Genomic DNA, 18077 nt, shown 5'->3' with positions numbered 1-18077 from the left:
ATGCTTACTTCTCGCTGTTGCCGCTGCGTGCCAGCTTGGCAATCACCCAGCCAGCAGCGAATGCAACACCAAATGCAGTCAGCGGACGCTCGCGGATCAATTCCGCCGTGCTGTCGATCATGTCGCGGCTCTTGTCCATCAACACGTCCATCTGTTCTTTCGCGGCAGCGCCCATTTCCTCGGCGGCGGTGATGCCTGCTACTGCGCCATCGGCGAGTTCCGCCTTCATGTTGGCGCGGCCCAAACGCAGCTCGTCGCCCGCAGCGGCGGCGGCGCCCTTGACCGAGTCGCCCGCGTGCACGGCGGCGGATTTCAGGTGGCTACCGGCTTCGGACAGGTTGTCTTTGACATTGCTCATCGTGGTGCTCCTATCAGTGTGGGGGTGGTGTCAGATGTAGTGTGCCTTGCGGCACATCAAGGAATCGCGAGGGTGCCGATGCGCCCGCCGTCGCGCCAGATGCGGAAAGCCAGTTGCTGCGGCGGCTGGCGGAAGCTGGCGCGGAAGCTGGCCAAATCATTGAAGCGTCCGGTCGTGGCCTCCAGGATCACGTCGCCCGAACGCAGACCTGCACGCTCAGCGCGACTGTCGTTAGCCACGGTGCTCACCTGCACGCCCGATGCGCCTTGGCGTCGCAGTGTTTCCGGCAGCTCGCCAAATGTCACCCCGGCCAGGCGCGGATCGAGGCTTGCACCATCGCGCGGCAATTCTTGCAGGCCCGCGGTGAGTTGCAGCGGTTTGCCGTCACGGCGCACATCCAGCGTTAGCCGCGCATTCGCCGCCTGCAGGCCCTGGAAGTTGCGGAAGTCCTCGGCGCTGGCGATGCGTTGGCCGTTAGCCGCAACGATCACATCATTCGCGCGAAGTCCTGCATTCGCGGCCGAAGAGCCCGGATACACCCGAGTCACCAGTGCGCCGCTGCTGGAATCCAGCCCCAATGCGCGTGCGCGGCGTGCATCGATGTCCTGCGTGTCCGCGCCGATCGTGCCGCGACGCACCTGGCCGTCGTTCGCCAACAGCTGCTGCATGATGTTGCTGGCCAGATCACTCGGGATGGCGAAGCCCAGGCCGATGTTGCCGGCCATCGAGCCGCGCGGATTGAAGCTGGCGGTGTTGATGCCGACCAAGCGACCGTTCAAATCCACCAACGCGCCGCCGGAATTGCCCGGGTTGATGCTGGCATCGGTCTGGATGAAATTTTGGAAGCCGGCGCCGGGCAGGTTGTTGCGACCGACTGCCGAGACAATGCCCGAGGTCACCGTCTGGCCGACGCCAAACGGGTTGCCGATGGCGACGACAAAATCACCGACGCGCAGCGCATCGCTGTCGGCCAAGGGAATCGCACTCAAATTCTGCGCCGGGATGCGCATCAGGGCGACATCGGTATCCGGGTCAGAGCCCAAGAATTCGGCTTGCAACGTACGGCCATCGGCCAGCATCACCGAGACCTCGGTCGCGCCTTCGACCACGTGATGGTTGGTCAGTACGTAGCCGCGCTGCGCATCGACGATCACGCCCGAGCCCAGCGATTCATTGATGCGCTCCTCGGGGATACCCAGCATCCGCCGGAACATCGGGTCGTTGTCGAAAGGTGTGCGCACCCGCACGCGCTGCTTGGTGTTGACGCTGACCACCGCCGGCATCACCCGCTGCAACATGGGTGCCAACGAGGGCACCGGTTGGCCGGCAACGGTGGCCGGCAACTGGGCCGTCATCGGCACGGTGGCTTGAGCGGGTGCGGGCTCGGCCGCGGCTGGCTGGGTCAGGGCGTCACGGATCGCCGTGGCCGCAAAGCCACCAAAGGCCGCGGTGACGGCCAGGATCAGCAGGGTAGGCAAGGGGCGCATCGGGCGGCGCAGGGCATCGTGGGGCATAGGGCTTCCTTTATCGCCCGCTGGCAGTAGCTTCAGCGTGAACGGCGGGCGGTTCTCATCCAGTGTGTCTCCAAAACCCTAAATGCGCGATTAAGCCCGGTCGTTTTGCATGTCACCGAATGTCAACAAAAAAACTTCAACCTGAATGCGTTTTGCGCCTTGACACAGGCTGGGCTCGCTCGTAATTTGAGTGACTGTTTTCCACTACATCTTGGGGTTGGTCAGCGGCCGATTCCCAAGTATTGGGCACGAAGCTTTGGTGGAAACAGGGGGAAATCGGGCGAAAAAGCGTGATCGCAAGCACTTTAGGCGGTCGCTGGCATCGCCTCCGGACAGCACTAGAACAACAATGGAGTGAACCATCCGCATGAGCAGCGTGCGCCTCGAATCGGTCAAGACCACGAAGGAAACGGAGACCCACGTGATCCCCATGCAACCGGCCTCGCTGGACATCTGGGACAAGAAGTACCGCCTCAAGACCAAGCAGGGGGAAGCGCTCGATGCCGACATCGACGCCACCTACCAGCGCGTCGCCAAGGCCCTGGCCGAGGCCGAGCCCACCGCCGACCTGCAGAAGTACTGGGGCGAGCGTTTCGCCTGGGCGCTGCGCCATGGCGCCATCCCGGCTGGTCGCATCACCTCCAACGCCGGCGCGCAGGCCCACAAGCCCGCGACCTCCACCATCAACTGCACCGTGTCCGGCACCATCACCGACTCGATGGACGGCATTCTGGAGAAGGTCCACGAGGCGGGCCTGACGCTCAAGGCCGGCTGCGGCATCGGCTATGAGTTCTCGACGCTACGCCCGAAGGGTGCGTTCGTCGCCGGCGCCGGCGCGTACACCAGCGGCCCGATGTCCTTCATGGATATCTACGACAAGATGTGTTTCACCGTGTCCTCGGCCGGTGGTCGTCGTGGCGCACAGATGGGCACGTTCGATGTCTCGCACCCCGATGTGCGCGACTTCATCCGCGCCAAGCGCGAAGACGGCCGCCTACGCCAGTTCAACCTGTCGCTTCTCATCACCGATGGCTTCATGCAGGCGGTCAAGGACGATGCCGACTGGCCGCTGGTGTTCCCGCTGTCCGACAAGGAAGTGGGCGAAGTGAAGCTGGACGATGCCGAACAGATCGTCTGGCGCGACTGGCCGACCACGCGTGGCTACGTCACCCGCGATGACGGCCTGGTGGCCTGCAAGATCTACGGCCACGTCCGCGCGCGTCACCTGTGGGACATGATCATGGTCTCGACGTACGACTACGCCGAGCCGGGCTTCATCCTGATCGATCGCGTCAACGAGATGAACAACAACTGGTGGTGCGAAAACATCCGCGCGACCAACCCCTGCGGCGAGCAGCCGTTGCCGCCCTATGGCGCGTGCTTGCTCGGCTCGGTCAACCTGACCAAGTTCGTGCGCAATCCCTTCACCGATGAGGCCGAGTTCGACTGGGAGGAATACAAGGAAGTAGTCCGCGTGTTCACCCGCATGCTGGACAACGTGGTCGAAGTGAACGGCCTGCCGCTGGAACAGCAGCGCAACGAGATCATGCGCAAGCGTCGCCACGGCATGGGCTTCCTCGGCCTGGGCAGCACGGTGACCATGCTCAAGATGAAGTACGGCTCGGAAGAGTCCTGCGAGTTCACCGAGCGCATCGCCCGCGAGATGGCCGTGGCCGGTTGGGAAGTCGCCCTGCAGCTGGCCGAAGAGAAAGGCCCGGCGCCGGTGATGACCGAAGAGTTCGACGTCACCGCCGAAATGCTGCGCAAGCGCCCGGAGATGGCGAAGGACGGCTGGAAGGTCGGCCAGAAGATCGCGGGCCGCGTGCTGCACGCCAAGTATTCGCGCTACATGCAGAAGGTGGCGGAAGTCGCGCCGGAACTGGTGCAGGCTTTGTCCGAGAAGGGCGCGCGCTTCACCCACCACAGCTCCATCGCGCCGACCGGCACCATTTCGCTGTCGCTCGCCAACAACGCGTCGAACGGCATCGAGCCGTCCTTCGCCCACCACTACAGCCGCAACGTGATCCGCGAAGGCAAGAAGACCAAGGAAAAGGTCGATGTGTTCTCGTATGAGCTGCTCGCCTACCGCGAGCTGGTGAATGCGAAGGCGATGCCGTTCTCCGACGATGCCGATGCGCAGCTGCCGGACTACTTCATCAGCGCCGACGACATCACGCCCAAGGCACACGTTGATGTGCAGGCCGCCGCGCAGATTTGGGTGGACAGCTCCATCTCCAAGACCGCGAACGTCCCGACTGATTACCCGTACGAAGACTTCAAGGACATCTACCGTTACGCCCACGAAAAGGGGCTGAAGGGGTGCACCACTTTCCGCTTCAACCCGGCCGCGTTCCAAGGCGTGCTGGTGAAGGAAGCGGATCTGGAAAACACCACGTATCGCTTCGAGCTGGACGATGGCTCGGTGGTGGAGGTTAAGGGCAACGAGCAGATCGAATACGACGGCGAGATGCACACCGCCGCCAACCTGTTCGATGCGCTCAAAGAGGGCTACTACGGCAAGTTCTGATGGAAGGGGATGACGCTGCCATCACGCTGCATTGCAGCTGACACAGGTATAGCATCGCTCGGGTAGTACCCAATTCTCTCCATCCATCTGGTTCACGCCCACAGGAGGGCACATGGCCAAGAAGAAAACCACCACCGTCGGTAAGAGCCTCAGCACCGCGGCCGACAACGTGAAAGACACCGCTGCCAACGTCGGCAGCACCATCGCTTCCAAGGCGAGCGGTGCGGTCGCTACCGTGAAGCGCGTCGCCAGCAACGCCGGCAAGGCGGTCAGCAAGACCGCAACCAAGGCGAAGAAGGCCGTGGTCAAGAAAGAAGCCGCGATCAAGAAGTCGCTCTCGGCCAGCGCCACCAAGGCACGCGCCGAAGCCGCTGCGCTCAAGAAGCAAGGCGTCGGCAAGAAGACCGCCGCAGTGAAGAAGGCCGCCGCCAAGAAAGCGACTGCCAAGAAAGCTGCAGCCAAGAAGGCACCGGCAAAGAAGGCGCCCGCCAAGAAGGTCGCAAAGAAAGTCGCCGCCAAGAAGACCGCTGCGACCCGCGTGATCAAGAAGGAAGTGGCCGATACCAAGCGCGTTGCCCGCAAGGCCGCCAAGAAAGTCGCCAAGGCGACCGGCACCGCCAAGCGCAAGAGCGCCACCACCGCCAAGAAGGCTGCCCGCAGCGCCGCCGGCAAGAAAGCCGCCGCCACTCGCGCCGCCAAGAAGTAAGACCGCACTGCCCTCCGTCGTCGCCCCGCGCGGCGGCGGAGGTGGATTCCCCTACATATAAATAAGCAACACAGGCAAGGACATCATGGCCGTCAAGATCGACAAGAAAATCAAGAGTTACGCCGTTGTCACACCGGAAGACAAGGCGCGCGAATCGCAGCCTGCACAGACCGGTGCCAGCGTGGCCCGCGAGACGGCCGAGGCGGAGTCCGCCAAGGACAACGTGATCCAGATGCACGAGAAGATCGAGCGCCCCGAGGTGCTGATCGGCTCCACCTACAAGATCAAATCGCCGTTGGTGGAACACGCCATGTACGTGACCATCAACGACATCGTGCTCAATGCCGGCACCGAGCACGAATCGCGCCGCCCGTTCGAGATCTTCATCAACTCCAAGTCGATGGAGCACTTCCAGTGGATCGTCGCGCTGACTCGCATCATGTCGGCCGTGTTCCGCAAGGGTGGCGATGTCACCTTCCTGGTCGAGGAAATGAAAGCCGTGTTCGATCCCAAGGGCGGCTACTTCAAGGCCGGCGGCGTGTACATGCCGTCGCTGGTGGCTGAGCTAGGCATGATTGTCGAAGACCACCTCAAGACCATCGGCATGCTGCGCGACCCGGAAATGAGCGAGCACCAGCGCGCGCTGATCGCTGAAAAGCGCCGCGCGTACGAAGAGCACGAAGGCTCAAAAAAAAACGCTGAAATAGCGCCGCCGGCCGACCGCAGCACTGCGGAAGGCCGCGCTGAAGAAGTCATCGAAGTGACGGGCGAGGGCGTGTCCTTCCCGCCCTCCGCCACCATGTGTCACAAGTGCAGCACCAAGGCTCTGGTGCTGATGGATGGGTGTGCGACTTGTTTGAATTGTGGGTATTCGAAGTGTGGGTGATTAGAAAAAGAAGGGCAGGGTAATGGAGCTCAACCGAATACAGATCGAGAATTTTCGTTCGATCGAGTTTGCGGAAGTGCCGTTTGAGCCGCGTTGTCGGGTTTTGCTTGGCAAGAATGAAGTTGGAAAGTCCAACATTCTTGCGGCATGCGCATTGCTTGACGAGGCCACGCAAGTAGAGTCTTCAGATTTGCGCGAAGCCCGTGACGAGGAGGATCCGGTCAAAGAAGGGTCCGTAAATTTTATCTTCCGCCTTTCTGCTGAAGACCTCGGAAAAGCGAAAGAAAAAATCAAGGCGCGAGTGGCTGGAAACATCAAAGGCATTGTTCAAACCGATGCAGGCACGATCTCCCTTGACAGTTTCGTTGATGAATTCCGGGAGTGGATTTACATAGTCGATCTTCCGTCGGGGGATCGCAGGACTGCATTCTGGACCGACGATAAGACAATCGTGAGTGATGGTTGGCTCTACCGTAAACCTGGTGTTTCAGGAGCTACGGAAATTAAATTAAGAAACGGTATCGCTAGAAGTCTAGAGTCGTTACCCATTGCGCATAAAGATGCGCTCGACCCAGAAAGCTTAGCCCACTATGTGAAGGCATCTCTGGGTAATATTCGGGCGCAAATCAAGATAGCAATTGATGAAATCGTTAAGCCAAAGTTGCCAAAGTGTGTTCTTTGGTCTTACTCAGAGAAAAACTTGCTTCCCCAGGCGATAGATATCGAGGCGTTCAAGAGTGACCCCCGTAGTTGTGAGCCATTGCGAGCGATGTTTCTACTTGCTGGTGAGGATGACCCTGCAGAAGCTATTAACAATGCGCAAGGGCGCCCCAACGGTTTCAAAAATCTTCTGACCAGAGTGGCGAGACTCACATCTGAGCATGTACGCAAAAAATGGAAAGAGGTCGGCGGGGTTGATATTGTTCTCGCCCCGAATGGCAATCAGATAGATGCGGCCGTTAAAGATCGTTACAACGAATACTCATTCGCACGAAGAAGTGATGGGTTTAAGCGTTTTGTTTCTTTCTTGATTTTGGTTTCTGCTAGGTCCGCAACATCGGATCTTTCCGAGACGTTATTTCTTCAGGATGAGCCTGATTTGGGGTTGCATCCGTCAGGTGTAAAGAGCTTGCTAGCTGAGTTTGTTTCTCTTTCGTCGAGTAACTATATCCTGGTCACCACTCATTCAATTTTCATGGTGGACAAAGATCGTATTGATCGACACCTCGTGGTTACAAAAAAAGAAGAAACTTCTAGGGTTGCTGAGGTTGAAAGGTCAACATTGTTGGATGAAGAAGTTCTCTTCAATGCGCTTGGCTACTCAATTTTTGAGCTGATCAAGCCAACCAACATCCTTTTTGAGGGCTGGAGAGACAAGAAACTTTTCTCCGTCTCAATGGATAAGAGGGGGGAAGCGGGAAAATACTTGCGTGAGAGATTTAAAAAAGATGTTGGGTCGACTCACGCTATGGGTGTGAAAGAGATATCTAAAATGGTTGGTTATCTCGAAGCCATGGAAAGACGATCCATGGTTGTAACCGACAGTGATCAAGTGGCAAGAGAGCGACAGTCCGCATTCAGTGCGGATCCCGCACGACACCTTTGGTTTCGGTACGACGAGTTGATTGGTCAAGAAGGGGTCTACACTGCTGAGGATTTCATCGTGCCCAAAAGACTTGGTGCAGCATTCCGAGAAGTTCTCACAACGAATGGATATTCGTTGCAAGCGCCTTATCCATTGTTTGAGCCGTCTCAAGATGGTGTTGTAGATGCTGCGAAAAATTACCTTGCCGATATGGGGCTTAAACCTGAGGTGCAGAAAGACCTGTTAAATCGGTGGAAGTCAAAGATTTTTGACTCTCTCGAGAGCTCTCACGTTGCAGATAGCTACTTGCGGGTCATGCAAGGCGTAGCCGATAAGCTGCGGCAATTTTAGGGTCGAAAAAAGGCGTAGAAAAAAGGTGTCAGGGACAGTTTTTCAGGGACAGTTTTCCAGCAAAAAAGTGTCAGGAACAATTTCCGAAAAAGGTGTCAGGGACAATTTCCAACATCGTCGCACTGATGACGTGACCCACAAGGAAGGCACATGCGGTTAGTGATTGGCTTCGTCTTCTTACTTTCGCCTCTCGTTGTCTACGCGCAAGCCAAGCACTACGGCGACGTCTCTTACGCCAAACCGCACGACTGCAGCATCATCACCCAGCAAAATCCGCTCAACCCCTACGCCTATCTGTTTCGCAATCATTGCGAGCAAAGTGATGCGCGCTATAAGCAGTCGGTGGCAAAAATCATGGGGCGACCGCAGCCCTCTACCAAGGTGCTTGTTGTCCCGGCGCATGGATCAAGCGAAGCCAAGCGTTACGGTGCCGCGTGCATGGGTGGGCTGGTGATGCTGCGTATAAAGAATGGATGGGAGCAGGCGCTGGATGGCGACCGGCGCTATTTCGCTTGCCGTGTAAAGTGATTAATTACAGCGACAACTAATTCAAGTACAAGGATTCGATATGCCCTTCACCACCACCCCCTCCGGCCTCCAATTCGAAGACACCGTCGTCGGCACCGGCCCTGAAGCCAAGCCCGGCCATAACGTCACCGTGCATTACACCGGTTGGCTGTTTGTCGATGGCGAGCAAGGCAGCAAATTCGATTCCAGCAAGGACCGCGGCGAGCCCTTCATTTTTCCGTTGGGCGGCGGCATGGTCATCAAGGGCTGGGACGAAGGCGTGCAAGGCATGCGCGTCGGTGGCCAGCGCACGTTGATCATCCCGGCCAATCTCGGTTACGGCGCACGCGGCGCCGGTGGCGTCATCCCGCCTAATGCCACGCTGAAGTTCGACGTCGAGTTGCTGGGCACCTGAGCCGCAACCGTCGCAGTACGAGACAACATCATGCAAACCATTCTCGGCGCCAACGGCCAGATCGCCATCGAGTTGGCGCGCGAGTTGCGTCGCCGTTACACCGATCAACTGCGCCTGGTCAGTCGCACGCCGCGCAAGGTGCATGAAGACGATGCGCTGGCCTCCGCCGATTTGATGGATGCCGCGCAGACACGCCAGGCCGTCGAAGGCAGCAGCATCGTCTACTTCACCGCGGGCCTGCCGCCGGACACCGAGCTGTGGGAGCGCCAGTTTCCCACCATGCTGCGCAATGCGCTGGACGCCTGTCGTGCCACGGGTGCGAAGTTTGCCTACTTCGACAACACCTACATGTACCCGCAGGACGCGCGTCTGCTGACGGAAGCGACGCCGTTCGCGCCGGTCGGGCGCAAGGGCCGCGTGCGCGCCGCATTGGCCCAGATGGTGCTGGAGGAAATGGCGCGTGGGGAGATCCCCGTGCTCATCGGTCGGGCGCCCGAGTTCTACGGCCCCGGCAAGACCCAGAGCATCACCAACACGCTGGTCATCGACCGACTCAAGGCCGGTGAAAAGCCGCGCGTGCCGGTGCGCGATGACACTCGCCGCACCCTGATCTGGACGCCCGATGCCAGCCGCGGCCTGGCTGCGTTGGGCAATGCGGAGGATGCCTTCGGGCAGACCTGGCACCTGCCGTGTTGCGATGAGCGGATGACGTATCGTGAGTTTGTCACCCTGGCCTGCGAGGCGTTTGGCCAACCGGTGTCGTACAAGGTGGTCAGCAAACTGGGGTTGGAGGTCGCCGGCATCTTCTCCAAGCAGGCGCGTGAGTTGCGCGAGCTGTTGCCGCGTTACCAGCACGATAATCTGTTTGATTCCACCAAGTTCAAGCACCGCTTTCCCGCATTCGATGTGACGACGTATCGGCAAGGCATCGAGCGGATTCGAAGCGAAGCGGTGAATTGATCATGACCGCCACCCGCAAACCGCCGTGGAAGAAGCCCAAGCCGCCCGGCGCGGGCGCATCGACCCCGTTGACCGAACGGCAGCGTGATGCCGCGCGAAAGCGCGCGGAGGAGGCGGGACGTCGCTATCCGAATCTGGTCGACAACATGTGGGCGGCGCGCCAGCCGAAGTAAGCCTGCACCCATTACCGTGCATGCATCGCTGCGGCGGTGTTGGATCACGGGGTGCGAACACCTCGTGCTGGACCGATTTCACCGCCTCACCACGCGACGAGCACGATGCTGCGCAGCCCTTTATTGAGTCATGGCCATGTTTCGATCCTGCATGATCGCGCTTTGCTTGCTGTTGCCGGGTGGCATGGCCATGGCGCAGCCTGCGACGTTGCCCAATCAAGCCGTCTCCACGTTGAACCTGGAGCGCTACAGCGGCCAGTGGCATGAAATCGCCCACTTGCCGATGTTTTTCCAGCGCAAGTGCGTGGCCAACATCACCGCGACCTATACGCTGCGGGATGATGGTCAGGTCGATGTGCGCAATGCCTGTGACCAAGCGGATGGCGAGCGCATCGTCTCGCAGGGCCGCGCGCGTCGCGTGCCGGATCAGCCGGGCCAGTTGGAAGTGCGCTTTGCCCCGGCATGGCTTTCGTGGCTGCCGATGACCTGGGCGGATTATTGGGTAATCGAGATCGATCCCGATTACCAGTGGGCCGTGGTGGGTGGGCCCAGCCGGGATTACCTGTGGGTCCTCTCGCGCACGCCGCAGATGGCGCGGGCTGACTTCGAAGCGATTCGCCAGCGCGCTGCGCAGCGTGGCTATCCGGTCGCCCGGCTGGTGCTTCCGCGTGATGTCTTGCGCTGAGGACTGAGCAACCCCGTCATAACCCGCGGGTACACTCCGCTTAATCTCCCATCTGCTTGCGCGCCATGTCGAACGATGTTCCCGCCGATGTTTCGCTCTCGTCTGCATCCGTGCAGGGGCCGCCGACGTTGTCACTGTGGGGCGTGTTCCTACGCTTTTTGCGCTTCGGCTTGATGGCCTGGGGCGGGCCCGTGGCGCAGATCGGGATGCTCCGTCACGCGTTGGTCGATCAGGAACGATGGATCGATGGCGACAAGTTCAACCGCGTGCTGGCGGTGTACCAGGTGTTGCCCGGGCCGGAGGCGCACGAGCTCTGCGTGTACTTCGGCACGCTGGCGCGCGGCCGCTGGGGCGGGGTGATGGCGGGGCTGGGTTTCATGCTGCCGGGTTTTCTGTTGATGCTGCTGCTGTCGTGGCTGTATGTGCGACATGGCCTGCAGATGGCGGGATGGAGTGCGGTGTTCATGGCAGTGCAGGCAGCCGTGGCGGCGTTGATCGTGCGTGCGATCTTTCGCATCGGTGGCCACGTGTTGGAAGACCGATGGCTGTGGCTGGTCGCCGCCGTCGCGATGCTGGCGCAGCTCGCCGATGTGCATTTCGCCGTGGTGCTCGCGGTGGGCGGCATCATCTACCTGTGCGCGCATGAGGGGCGGCATCGCATTGCGAGCGTATTGCTCGCGATCGCCGTCGCCTTGATCGGCGCGAAGATCTGGCGCGACGCTGGCCTGAGTGGATTGCAGGCCTTGTCCAGCCGCGCAGACATCGGTCGGAATGCGGCCGTGGTCGGCACGATGGGCGCAGGGCCGCTGTTTTGGTCGGGCTTGAAGGCGGGCTTGCTGACCTTTGGTGGCGCGTACACCGTCATCCCGTTCCTGCAGCGCGATGCGGTGAGCCAAGGCGCATGGATGAGCAATGGCCAGTTTCTGGATGGCGTTGCGCTGTCCGGTTTGTTGCCCGCGCCGCTGGTGATTTTTGCGACATTCGTGGGTTACATCGGCGGTGGCCTGCCGGGTGCGCTGGCGATGACCGCAGGTGTGTTCTTGCCGGCGTTCTCCTTCACCTTGCTTGGCCATGACGCGATGGAGCGCTGGGTGCACCGCCCGCGCGTGGCGGAGTTTCTGGCTGGCGTCACCGCGGCAGTGGTCGGGTTGATCGCAGGCACCACGCTCGCCTTGTTGATCGGCAACATTCGAAGCGCGCAAGGCGCGTTGGTGTTCTGCGTGGTGCTGGGCGTGCTGTTCTGGTCGAAGGCGCGCTGGTTGGTGCCGGCGGTGATAGTGGGGGCGGCCTTATACGGCGGCTTGTTGGGCAGACTGGGTGGATGAGAGCCAAGGGAAAAGGTGCCAGGGACAGTTTTGTGAATTCCGTTGATCGATTGGAGCGCATCAAAAATGGAACTCGCTTGTTGCGGGGCGCGCTAGAACCGCTCTGGGATGAGTTGCCCGAACCGACTGACTTACGGGTGGTAACAGTTCGAGGCTTCGCCAACATAGTCAGGCAGCATTCGGCTTCGCAATGGGTACTCATCCAGCATGATTTGGATGTATCGGCGATGGCATTAGTGCGGCCCGCATATGAGTCGTTAGTACGCGCCATCTGGGCATTGCGTGGCGCTGAGGATGCATGGATTGAAGGTTTTTTCACTCCAAACGATCAAGCAATCAAGTCCGATGCAGAGACGCGCAAGGGCCCTGATGTCGCGGCCATGCTGGATATGATTTCGCGACACCATCCGCCTGAGATTCATCGGTGCCTCGTGGAACTAAAGGATGCAACTTGGCGGGCCATGCATTCGTACGTGCATGGAGGCATTCGGCCTGTTGTGCAGAGTTTGGTGGCCTTTCCCCCTCAACAAGCCGGGTCGTTGCTCGTCAATGCAAATGGAATGCTAATCATGGTGACCAATGTCGTTCGAATGGCGCATGGTTTGTCGTCCCCAATGCTGCCTGTGTTACAAAAGCAGTACGCAGACTGCATCCCGAATACTTGTTAAAGCCAGAAAGCGGGGTCAGATTTCCCAGTAAAAATATTGCGAGATTGATTGCGGTGATTTGTGGTGATCTATGGGCTCAGGCTTCTGGTATTGCCTGGCCGAGGTGGTTGGTTGCGCAGGATTGAGAATTAAAAAAGCGGGCAATGCCCGCTTTTTTGTTTGGTTGATCGCAAAGGCTCAGTAGCATTCGCGCTGCACTTGCGCTCGTGCAATGTTGACGCGATCCACAAGCATGTGGCCACGCTCATTGTTGGTGCATGGGCCGCTGCGGGGACAATTGTTCCTCATCCAGCGATACCAGGCTGCCTCGGCTTCTTGCAGTTCCTGCAAGGCACGTTGGCAAGGATCGTATGCCTTGGATTCTGTTGCTGTAAGCAAGCCGGCTGCCATAACGCCAGCGACGGCAAGAGCAATGAATTTGGATGATTGCATGTGACTCTCCGTTCCATGGGGATGATCCAGCGCAAGCGTTCGCAGTTGCTCGCGAACTGCTTGGTATCAGCCTAACTTGCTCGTAAATCGTGCGCGTTAATCAATGGTCAATCTCGGACACAAGCCTGAATGATGTTCATCGATAAGCAGCGATTTGTTACGTCCTGTGGGGGATCTGAGTGGCTGCACAAAATGGCTTGGCGTGGTCAGAAGGGCACGCCATCCAGTTGCCCCATCTTGCCGCTGAGGAAATCCTGCTGCGCACGCTGTGCGTTTTCAGGCGTATCCATGACGAAAGGGCCGGCGAACACTAGTTCGCCTTCCACCGGCGCACCACCTATCAAGGCGATGTTCGCAGGCTGACTGGCTGCTGCCTTCAACGTGACCCGTGAGCCGGGGCCAAATACGCCGAGCGAGCCGGGGATCAATACTTCGCCTGCGGGACCTTCGGCGGCACCTTCCAGCACGTATAAGCCGAGCTCTTCGGCATCGACATCCAGATCAATATGCGCGCCAGGCTCCAGTTGCACATGCGCGAACAGGGTGGGCTGCGCGTTCTGCATCGACCCGGTGACACCGTTCACTTGGCCGGCAATCACGCGCACGCACGCGCCCGATGTGTCGATCTCTGGAATATCCGCGGCGCGAATCGAGGCGTATTCTGGATCGACGAATTTCATCGATGGCGGCAGGCTGGTCCATAGTTGCAGGCCATGGCGTCCGCCGCTGGGTTGCTCCGCATGCAACATGCCGCGTCCCGCGCGGATGCGTTGCGCATCACCGGGGCCGAGCGTGTCGCGAAAGCCCAGGCTGTCACGATGCTCCGCGCCACCTTCCAGCAAATAGCTGATTACCTCGATGCCTGCATGCGGATGCGGCTTGTCACCAATGCCGCGTCGGCTTTGATGGCGGTAGTGATCGACAAATACGAACGGGCCCAGTGATTCGCGCTGGTTCACTGGCAGCGCGCGCCATAGGCGCATGTCGCCATCATCGATGACGAGATCGGAAGCCACGATGAATTGGACTTGTCGCTGGCTCATGGCGGTCTAGGTAGGTCGACTTCTCCGGAAATTAGCATGGCGATGATGAGTGCGAATGGTCGCCGCGATGGCATCATCGGTGTGCAGATCAACTTGAAGGTATCTGGATGAAAATTCTCCATGTGGGGGCGACAGGTTTGGTCGGCCGCTTGGTATTGCGGCGCTTGCTGGATACGCCCGGGGTTACACGCGTGATTGCGCCAACGCGTAGGCCTCTGGATACCCAACATCCGCACCTGCTCAATCCGGTCATCGATTTCGACAGCCTGCCCGAAGACGCCGAGTGGTGGGATGTCGATGCGGTCATCTGCACGCTTGGTACGACCATTGCCATCGCCGGCTCGCAAGCAGCGTTCCGCCGCGTTGACCACGACTACCCATTGCAGATCGCACGCCTTGCACGCAAGTACGGGGCAAAGACGTATGTGCTCAACTCGGCCATGGGCGCCAATGCCCGCTCATCGGTCTTCTACAATCGGGTCAAGGGCGAATTGGAAGAGGCACTCGCCGCGCTCGACTACGAAGCCTTGGTGTTGGTGCGTCCTGGCTTGATCGATGGCGAGCGTGCGGAGTCGCGCCCGGGTGAAGCTCGCTTGTTGGCGGTCTCTCGATTCCTGCGTCCGATCTTGCCAATGAAGTGGCGGCCAAGTCGCGCCGAGCGCATCGCGGATGCCTTGGTGGATGCAGCGCTCAACCCGGCGCGCGGCTTGACGGTGGTGGAAGCAGATCAACTTGCCTGACAACCCGGCGGGGCAGCATCGGTATCACACGAAGCATTGCGAGATCGCACATGGGCCTACCGATCAATTGGCTGGCGGCAGCACCATGCGTGTCAATAGATGTTCGATGGCAACGTCGGGCTGCGTGCATTGACCGCTGTGTACGGGTGAGGTTTGGATGATGGAACTGCGTGTCGCGGTGAGCCAATGGAACCGTGCGCGCAGCGGCAATTGCCCGATGGGACCGGAGCCAATCGCCCCAGCGCAAATTGCCGGAATTGCATCCAGATGGCGACGAATCATCTCGATGTCTGCGCTCGGGTCGAGCGCGAGTACGCGCGCCTCGTCCAGATGGATGCGTGCCTGCAAGAAGGCCGGCTGCTGGCGCGACAACAAGATGCCGGCATTGATGAATTCGCCGCGTTCAACACGGGGCACCACGCGAATCACTGCATAGTCGTAGGTATCAAGCGCGGGCATTGATAGCCTCCTCGACAAAACCTTGGCGGTCGCGCACGCGGCGGGTCAGGTAATCGACATACGCCTGTCGATGCAGTGCGGGGTCAGCCAACAGGCCTTCGCCCGTTAGCCAGTCGTCGGGTAGCGCGGCGACGATGTTGCGGATCACTTCGTCTGTCAGGCGCGCGGCGCAGTCGCGATCGATCGCAGGGATCTGATCGGCAGCCGGCAGCAGGACGTGATCGCGAATCAGAGGGAAACGGCTGGCAGGGTTGGCATCAGAACCATTCCATGCGTGGTGAAAATACAAAGCAGCGCCGTGATCGATCAGCCACAAGCGGCGATGCCAGATGAGCAGGTTGGGGTTGCGGGCCGTGCGGTCCACGTTGGACAGGAACGCGTCCAGCCACACAACGCGCGAGGCCAGTTCGCCGTCGATGACATCCACCGCAGGGTCGAAGGTGGCAGCGCCCGGCAAATAATCGAGCGCCAGGTTCAAGCCGCTGCTCGCGCGGATGAGGTCCTGGATCTCCGGGTCACCCTCGGTGCTGGCCAGCGCAGGGTTGAGCGTGGCCGCGACGATCTCTGGCATGGGCAAACCAAGCGTGCGTGCGATTTCTCCGCCGATCCATTCGGCGACCAAGGCGCGCGCGCCCTGGCCCGCACCACGAAACTTGAGTACGTACAGGCCGTTGTCATCGCCCTCGACGATGGCCGGCAGCGAGCCGCCTTCGCGCAGTGGGGTCACATAACGATGGATGTCGATTGAGCGCACGTCATGCCTGCAAGATCGGATGTGCCAGTCTAGCGCCCGTCTGCAGCACTGGTGGGGCTTTGCTTTGCATGCTCCCTGCGGTCTTGATGCAGGATGCGGCGCAATTCGAAGATGGCCTCCGTGGCTTCCTGCACGCTATGTCCGGACGTGATCACGCGCTCCGAGGCGGCGCCGTCGAGATGCGAACTCCAATATGGCACCAAGCCGTCATCGGATTCGGGGATTGGAATTTCTGGATCTGCGCGGGCGATGATCGAGTGGTAGGTCACGCGCGGCGAGATAGACAGGTCGGTGGCGGCACGAACGAATGGGTTGTTGCGATCAAGACTGGAGACGCTGTTGAACAGGGGTGAGTCATCTCTACGCCGAGGCGGCGCATCATCCCCATCAATGAGGCGCTGCACCTCTGCTTGTAGCGCTGCAGGAAGGCGCACGAATTTTGAGATTTGACGTCCCAGCCAACCGCCTGCGACATCGGTGCCGCCATGCGGTGCAGCGACGAATACAGCACGCGTGATGTTGGGGATGGGCTGGAACTCCAGGATCTCGCCGAACTCGGCTTTGACCCGCGCATAGCTTTCATCGGTCAGGCGATGGTCTCGGCGCGTCAGTGCGAGCAAGCCATCGCCCGACGAGGACACCAACAGGCGCGAGATAATCCCGCCCATGCTGTGGCCAACCACGACCATGTCGTGCGATGCGGTTGTGGTGCCCTGTGGGTCGTAATGATGAAGCGCGGATCGTAGGGTCTTCCGAATGGCGGCGTGGTTGATCGGGATCGGCAGGTTAGTGGGGTAGTAGATCTGCCAGATCTGGTATTCGCGACGCAGGGCTTCATCGCCCATCACGTCGTTGGCAACATTGGTCCAGGCCTCGGGACTGCTGGCCAGGCCGTGGATCATCAACAGGATGCGGCGGTTGGGGTCGAATGGTTCGAGCAAGAACAGGTGCGCACGCGACAAACTGTTGGCGTTGCCGAACAAGCTGGAGAGCGATTGCCGGTTGAAACCCGAGCGGGCCAGCCACAACGCATAGCCTGCGCTGAAGTTGGCGGCCAGTGGCACGGTCTGGCCGTGCAACTGCACCTTGTCGAAGCGGGTCGGGTCGAACGATGCCAAGGTGACGTGTCGGGTGGCCATCAGTTGAGGAAGCTCCTCCGCATCGAAACGCACCAGGCTGGTCACAACGCGTGCTGGCATTTCGCTCCAGTCCGTCTGCGGGGCCTGCGCGGCCGTGCGGACTTCATCGGTGACAGCGATCAGTTCGGCGCCAAGACCATCGCGGCGATGGGTGCTATGCAGCCCGACGAATGCCAGTGAAGAGGCGGGCACCAGTTCTCGTGCGAGAGGCGCATTGGCTGGGAGGTGCATGCCTGTCATTTCGATTCGAACCTTCCAGCCATCGACATCAAACTCGTGGCCTAGCAGCGCCTGTGCATCATCGGCCTTGCTGATGTGCAGGAACAACCGTTGCGCTACTTCTTGCGAGGCCAGGTTGTAATAGTCGCGGACCTGGGTTTGCCGGTCTTCGAAGGCACGCGGGCCGGGTTTGCGATCGGTAAAGAACAAGTAGGCGTAGCTATATCGCGCTACTTGCAACCACTGGTCCAATCCGAAATTCGTTGGCTGATCGGTTAGCGGGGGCTGCATCAAGGCGATGGCCAGCGAGACTTCTGCCAATGCGGAATGTCGCTGTTCTTCAGTCAGTCCGGCAGTAGTGGTTAACGCACCGATGCAATGCGGCGTCGGTGTCTTGCAAGCGTCACTGGCCAGCGCAGCCAGATTGAGGGTTTCGAGGGTGGCGGCGCTGAGCTTGCCGGTGGTGAGGATGTCGCCTCGTTTGACCGAGATGTACTCGCCTGGCGTCAACGCGCGCGCCTGCACGGTTGGGCGAAATTCCTGCAATGTCGAGCAGCCACACAGCCACAGAACACACAGGAAGGCGAGTAGTCGGTGCAGTGGCATGGTCGTGGTCCCGGGTTTTACCTGC

Annotated in this window: 19 protein-coding genes; 12 read left to right on the top strand and 7 right to left on the bottom strand. The window is 60.0% G+C overall.

Translation table 11 applies throughout. The annotated features are described in order from the left end of the window. Positions 1-4: 4 nt before the first annotated feature. Together BW989_RS03295 and BW989_RS03290 are read right to left on the bottom strand one after the other, a co-directional pair. Positions 5-358, bottom strand: a complete 354-nt coding sequence (locus BW989_RS03295) for a hypothetical protein (protein WP_076585402.1) — start codon at positions 356-358, stop codon at positions 5-7. Positions 359-414: 56 nt separating this feature from the next. Beyond that, complete coding sequence (locus BW989_RS03290) at positions 415-1845, bottom strand: trypsin-like peptidase domain-containing protein (protein ID WP_076586364.1); 1431 nt, start codon at positions 1843-1845, stop codon at positions 415-417. A gap of 394 nt (positions 1846-2239) precedes the next feature. On the opposite strand from BW989_RS03290, the gene BW989_RS03285 reads away from it, so the two are divergent. From BW989_RS03285 to BW989_RS03240, 11 genes are all read left to right on the top strand, one after another. Next, positions 2240-4399 carry an adenosylcobalamin-dependent ribonucleoside-diphosphate reductase gene (locus BW989_RS03285; RefSeq protein ID WP_076585400.1) on the top strand — a complete coding sequence of 720 codons (2160 nt, stop codon included), beginning with the start codon at positions 2240-2242 and terminating at the stop codon, positions 4397-4399. Positions 4400-4511: 112 nt separating this feature from the next. Then, positions 4512-5105: a hypothetical protein gene (locus BW989_RS03280; RefSeq protein WP_076585398.1), complete on the top strand. Its 594-nt coding sequence runs from the start codon at positions 4512-4514 to the stop codon at positions 5103-5105. Between the two features lie 85 nt (positions 5106-5190). Beyond that, a complete protein-coding gene (locus tag BW989_RS03275; RefSeq protein WP_076585396.1) occupies positions 5191-5991 on the top strand; it encodes a TSCPD domain-containing protein in 801 nt (266 codons plus the stop codon). Between the two features lie 22 nt (positions 5992-6013). Continuing rightward, positions 6014-7927 carry an AAA family ATPase gene (locus BW989_RS03270; RefSeq protein ID WP_076585394.1) on the top strand — a complete coding sequence of 638 codons (1914 nt, stop codon included), beginning with the start codon at positions 6014-6016 and terminating at the stop codon, positions 7925-7927. Between the two features lie 150 nt (positions 7928-8077). Continuing rightward, the gene (locus BW989_RS03265) at positions 8078-8455 is read left to right on the top strand and encodes a hypothetical protein (RefSeq protein ID WP_129582803.1); all 378 of its coding nucleotides are present in this window, start codon (positions 8078-8080) and stop codon (positions 8453-8455) included. Positions 8456-8495: 40 nt separating this feature from the next. Continuing rightward, complete coding sequence (locus tag BW989_RS03260) at positions 8496-8849, top strand: FKBP-type peptidyl-prolyl cis-trans isomerase (protein WP_076585390.1); 354 nt, start codon at positions 8496-8498, stop codon at positions 8847-8849. Positions 8850-8879: 30 nt separating this feature from the next. Further along, positions 8880-9809 carry an NAD-dependent epimerase/dehydratase family protein gene (locus BW989_RS03255; RefSeq protein WP_076585388.1) on the top strand — a complete coding sequence of 310 codons (930 nt, stop codon included), beginning with the start codon at positions 8880-8882 and terminating at the stop codon, positions 9807-9809. 2 nt (positions 9810-9811) lie between these two features. Continuing rightward, entirely contained in the window at positions 9812-9982 is a 171-nt protein-coding gene (locus tag BW989_RS12545; protein ID WP_165688546.1) for a hypothetical protein, read from the top strand. A gap of 136 nt (positions 9983-10118) precedes the next feature. Then, the gene (locus BW989_RS03250) at positions 10119-10667 is read left to right on the top strand and encodes a lipocalin family protein (RefSeq protein ID WP_425476638.1); all 549 of its coding nucleotides are present in this window, start codon (positions 10119-10121) and stop codon (positions 10665-10667) included. A gap of 65 nt (positions 10668-10732) precedes the next feature. Beyond that, positions 10733-11992 (top strand): chromate efflux transporter, encoded by a 1260-nt coding sequence (chrA, locus tag BW989_RS03245; RefSeq protein WP_076585385.1) that lies wholly within the window; start codon positions 10733-10735, stop codon positions 11990-11992. Beyond that, positions 11989-12660: a DUF6988 family protein gene (locus BW989_RS03240; RefSeq protein ID WP_129582802.1), complete on the top strand. Its 672-nt coding sequence runs from the start codon at positions 11989-11991 to the stop codon at positions 12658-12660. The genes chrA and BW989_RS03240 overlap by 4 nt, the downstream gene beginning before the upstream one ends. Before the next feature lie 177 nt (positions 12661-12837). Here the strand turns inward: BW989_RS03240 and BW989_RS03235 are convergent, their stop codons facing one another. Continuing rightward, positions 12838-13092, bottom strand: coding sequence for a hypothetical protein (locus BW989_RS03235; protein WP_076585381.1), 255 nt, complete (start codon positions 13090-13092; stop codon positions 12838-12840). Between the two features lie 206 nt (positions 13093-13298). Beyond that, positions 13299-14135, bottom strand: coding sequence for a pirin family protein (locus BW989_RS03230; protein WP_076585379.1), 837 nt, complete (start codon positions 14133-14135; stop codon positions 13299-13301). 107 nt (positions 14136-14242) lie between these two features. Between BW989_RS03230 and BW989_RS03225 the strand changes: the two genes are divergently transcribed. Beyond that, positions 14243-14875 carry a Rossmann-fold NAD(P)-binding domain-containing protein gene (locus BW989_RS03225; RefSeq protein ID WP_076585377.1) on the top strand — a complete coding sequence of 211 codons (633 nt, stop codon included), beginning with the start codon at positions 14243-14245 and terminating at the stop codon, positions 14873-14875. Positions 14876-14938: 63 nt separating this feature from the next. Here the strand turns inward: BW989_RS03225 and BW989_RS03220 are convergent, their stop codons facing one another. Genes BW989_RS03220 through BW989_RS03210 form a run of 3 tightly spaced genes read right to left on the bottom strand, consistent with a single transcriptional unit; the run spans position 14939 to position 18052 of the window. Beyond that, the gene (locus BW989_RS03220) at positions 14939-15334 is read right to left on the bottom strand and encodes a DUF3037 domain-containing protein (protein ID WP_076585375.1); all 396 of its coding nucleotides are present in this window, start codon (positions 15332-15334) and stop codon (positions 14939-14941) included. Beyond that, the gene (locus BW989_RS03215; protein WP_076585373.1) at positions 15321-16088 is read right to left on the bottom strand and encodes a HipA family kinase; all 768 of its coding nucleotides are present in this window, start codon (positions 16086-16088) and stop codon (positions 15321-15323) included. Before BW989_RS03215 ends, BW989_RS03220 begins: the two co-directional genes overlap by 14 nt. Positions 16089-16117: 29 nt before the next feature. Beyond that, entirely contained in the window at positions 16118-18052 is a 1935-nt protein-coding gene (locus tag BW989_RS03210) for an esterase/lipase family protein (RefSeq protein ID WP_076585371.1), read from the bottom strand. Between the last annotated feature and the right edge of the window lie 25 nt (positions 18053-18077).

Source organism: Solilutibacter tolerans (genome assembly GCF_900155935.1).
GTDB classification, from domain to species: domain Bacteria; phylum Pseudomonadota; class Gammaproteobacteria; order Xanthomonadales; family Xanthomonadaceae; genus Solilutibacter; species Solilutibacter tolerans.
This window is presented reverse-complemented; position numbering and strand designations above follow the sequence as displayed.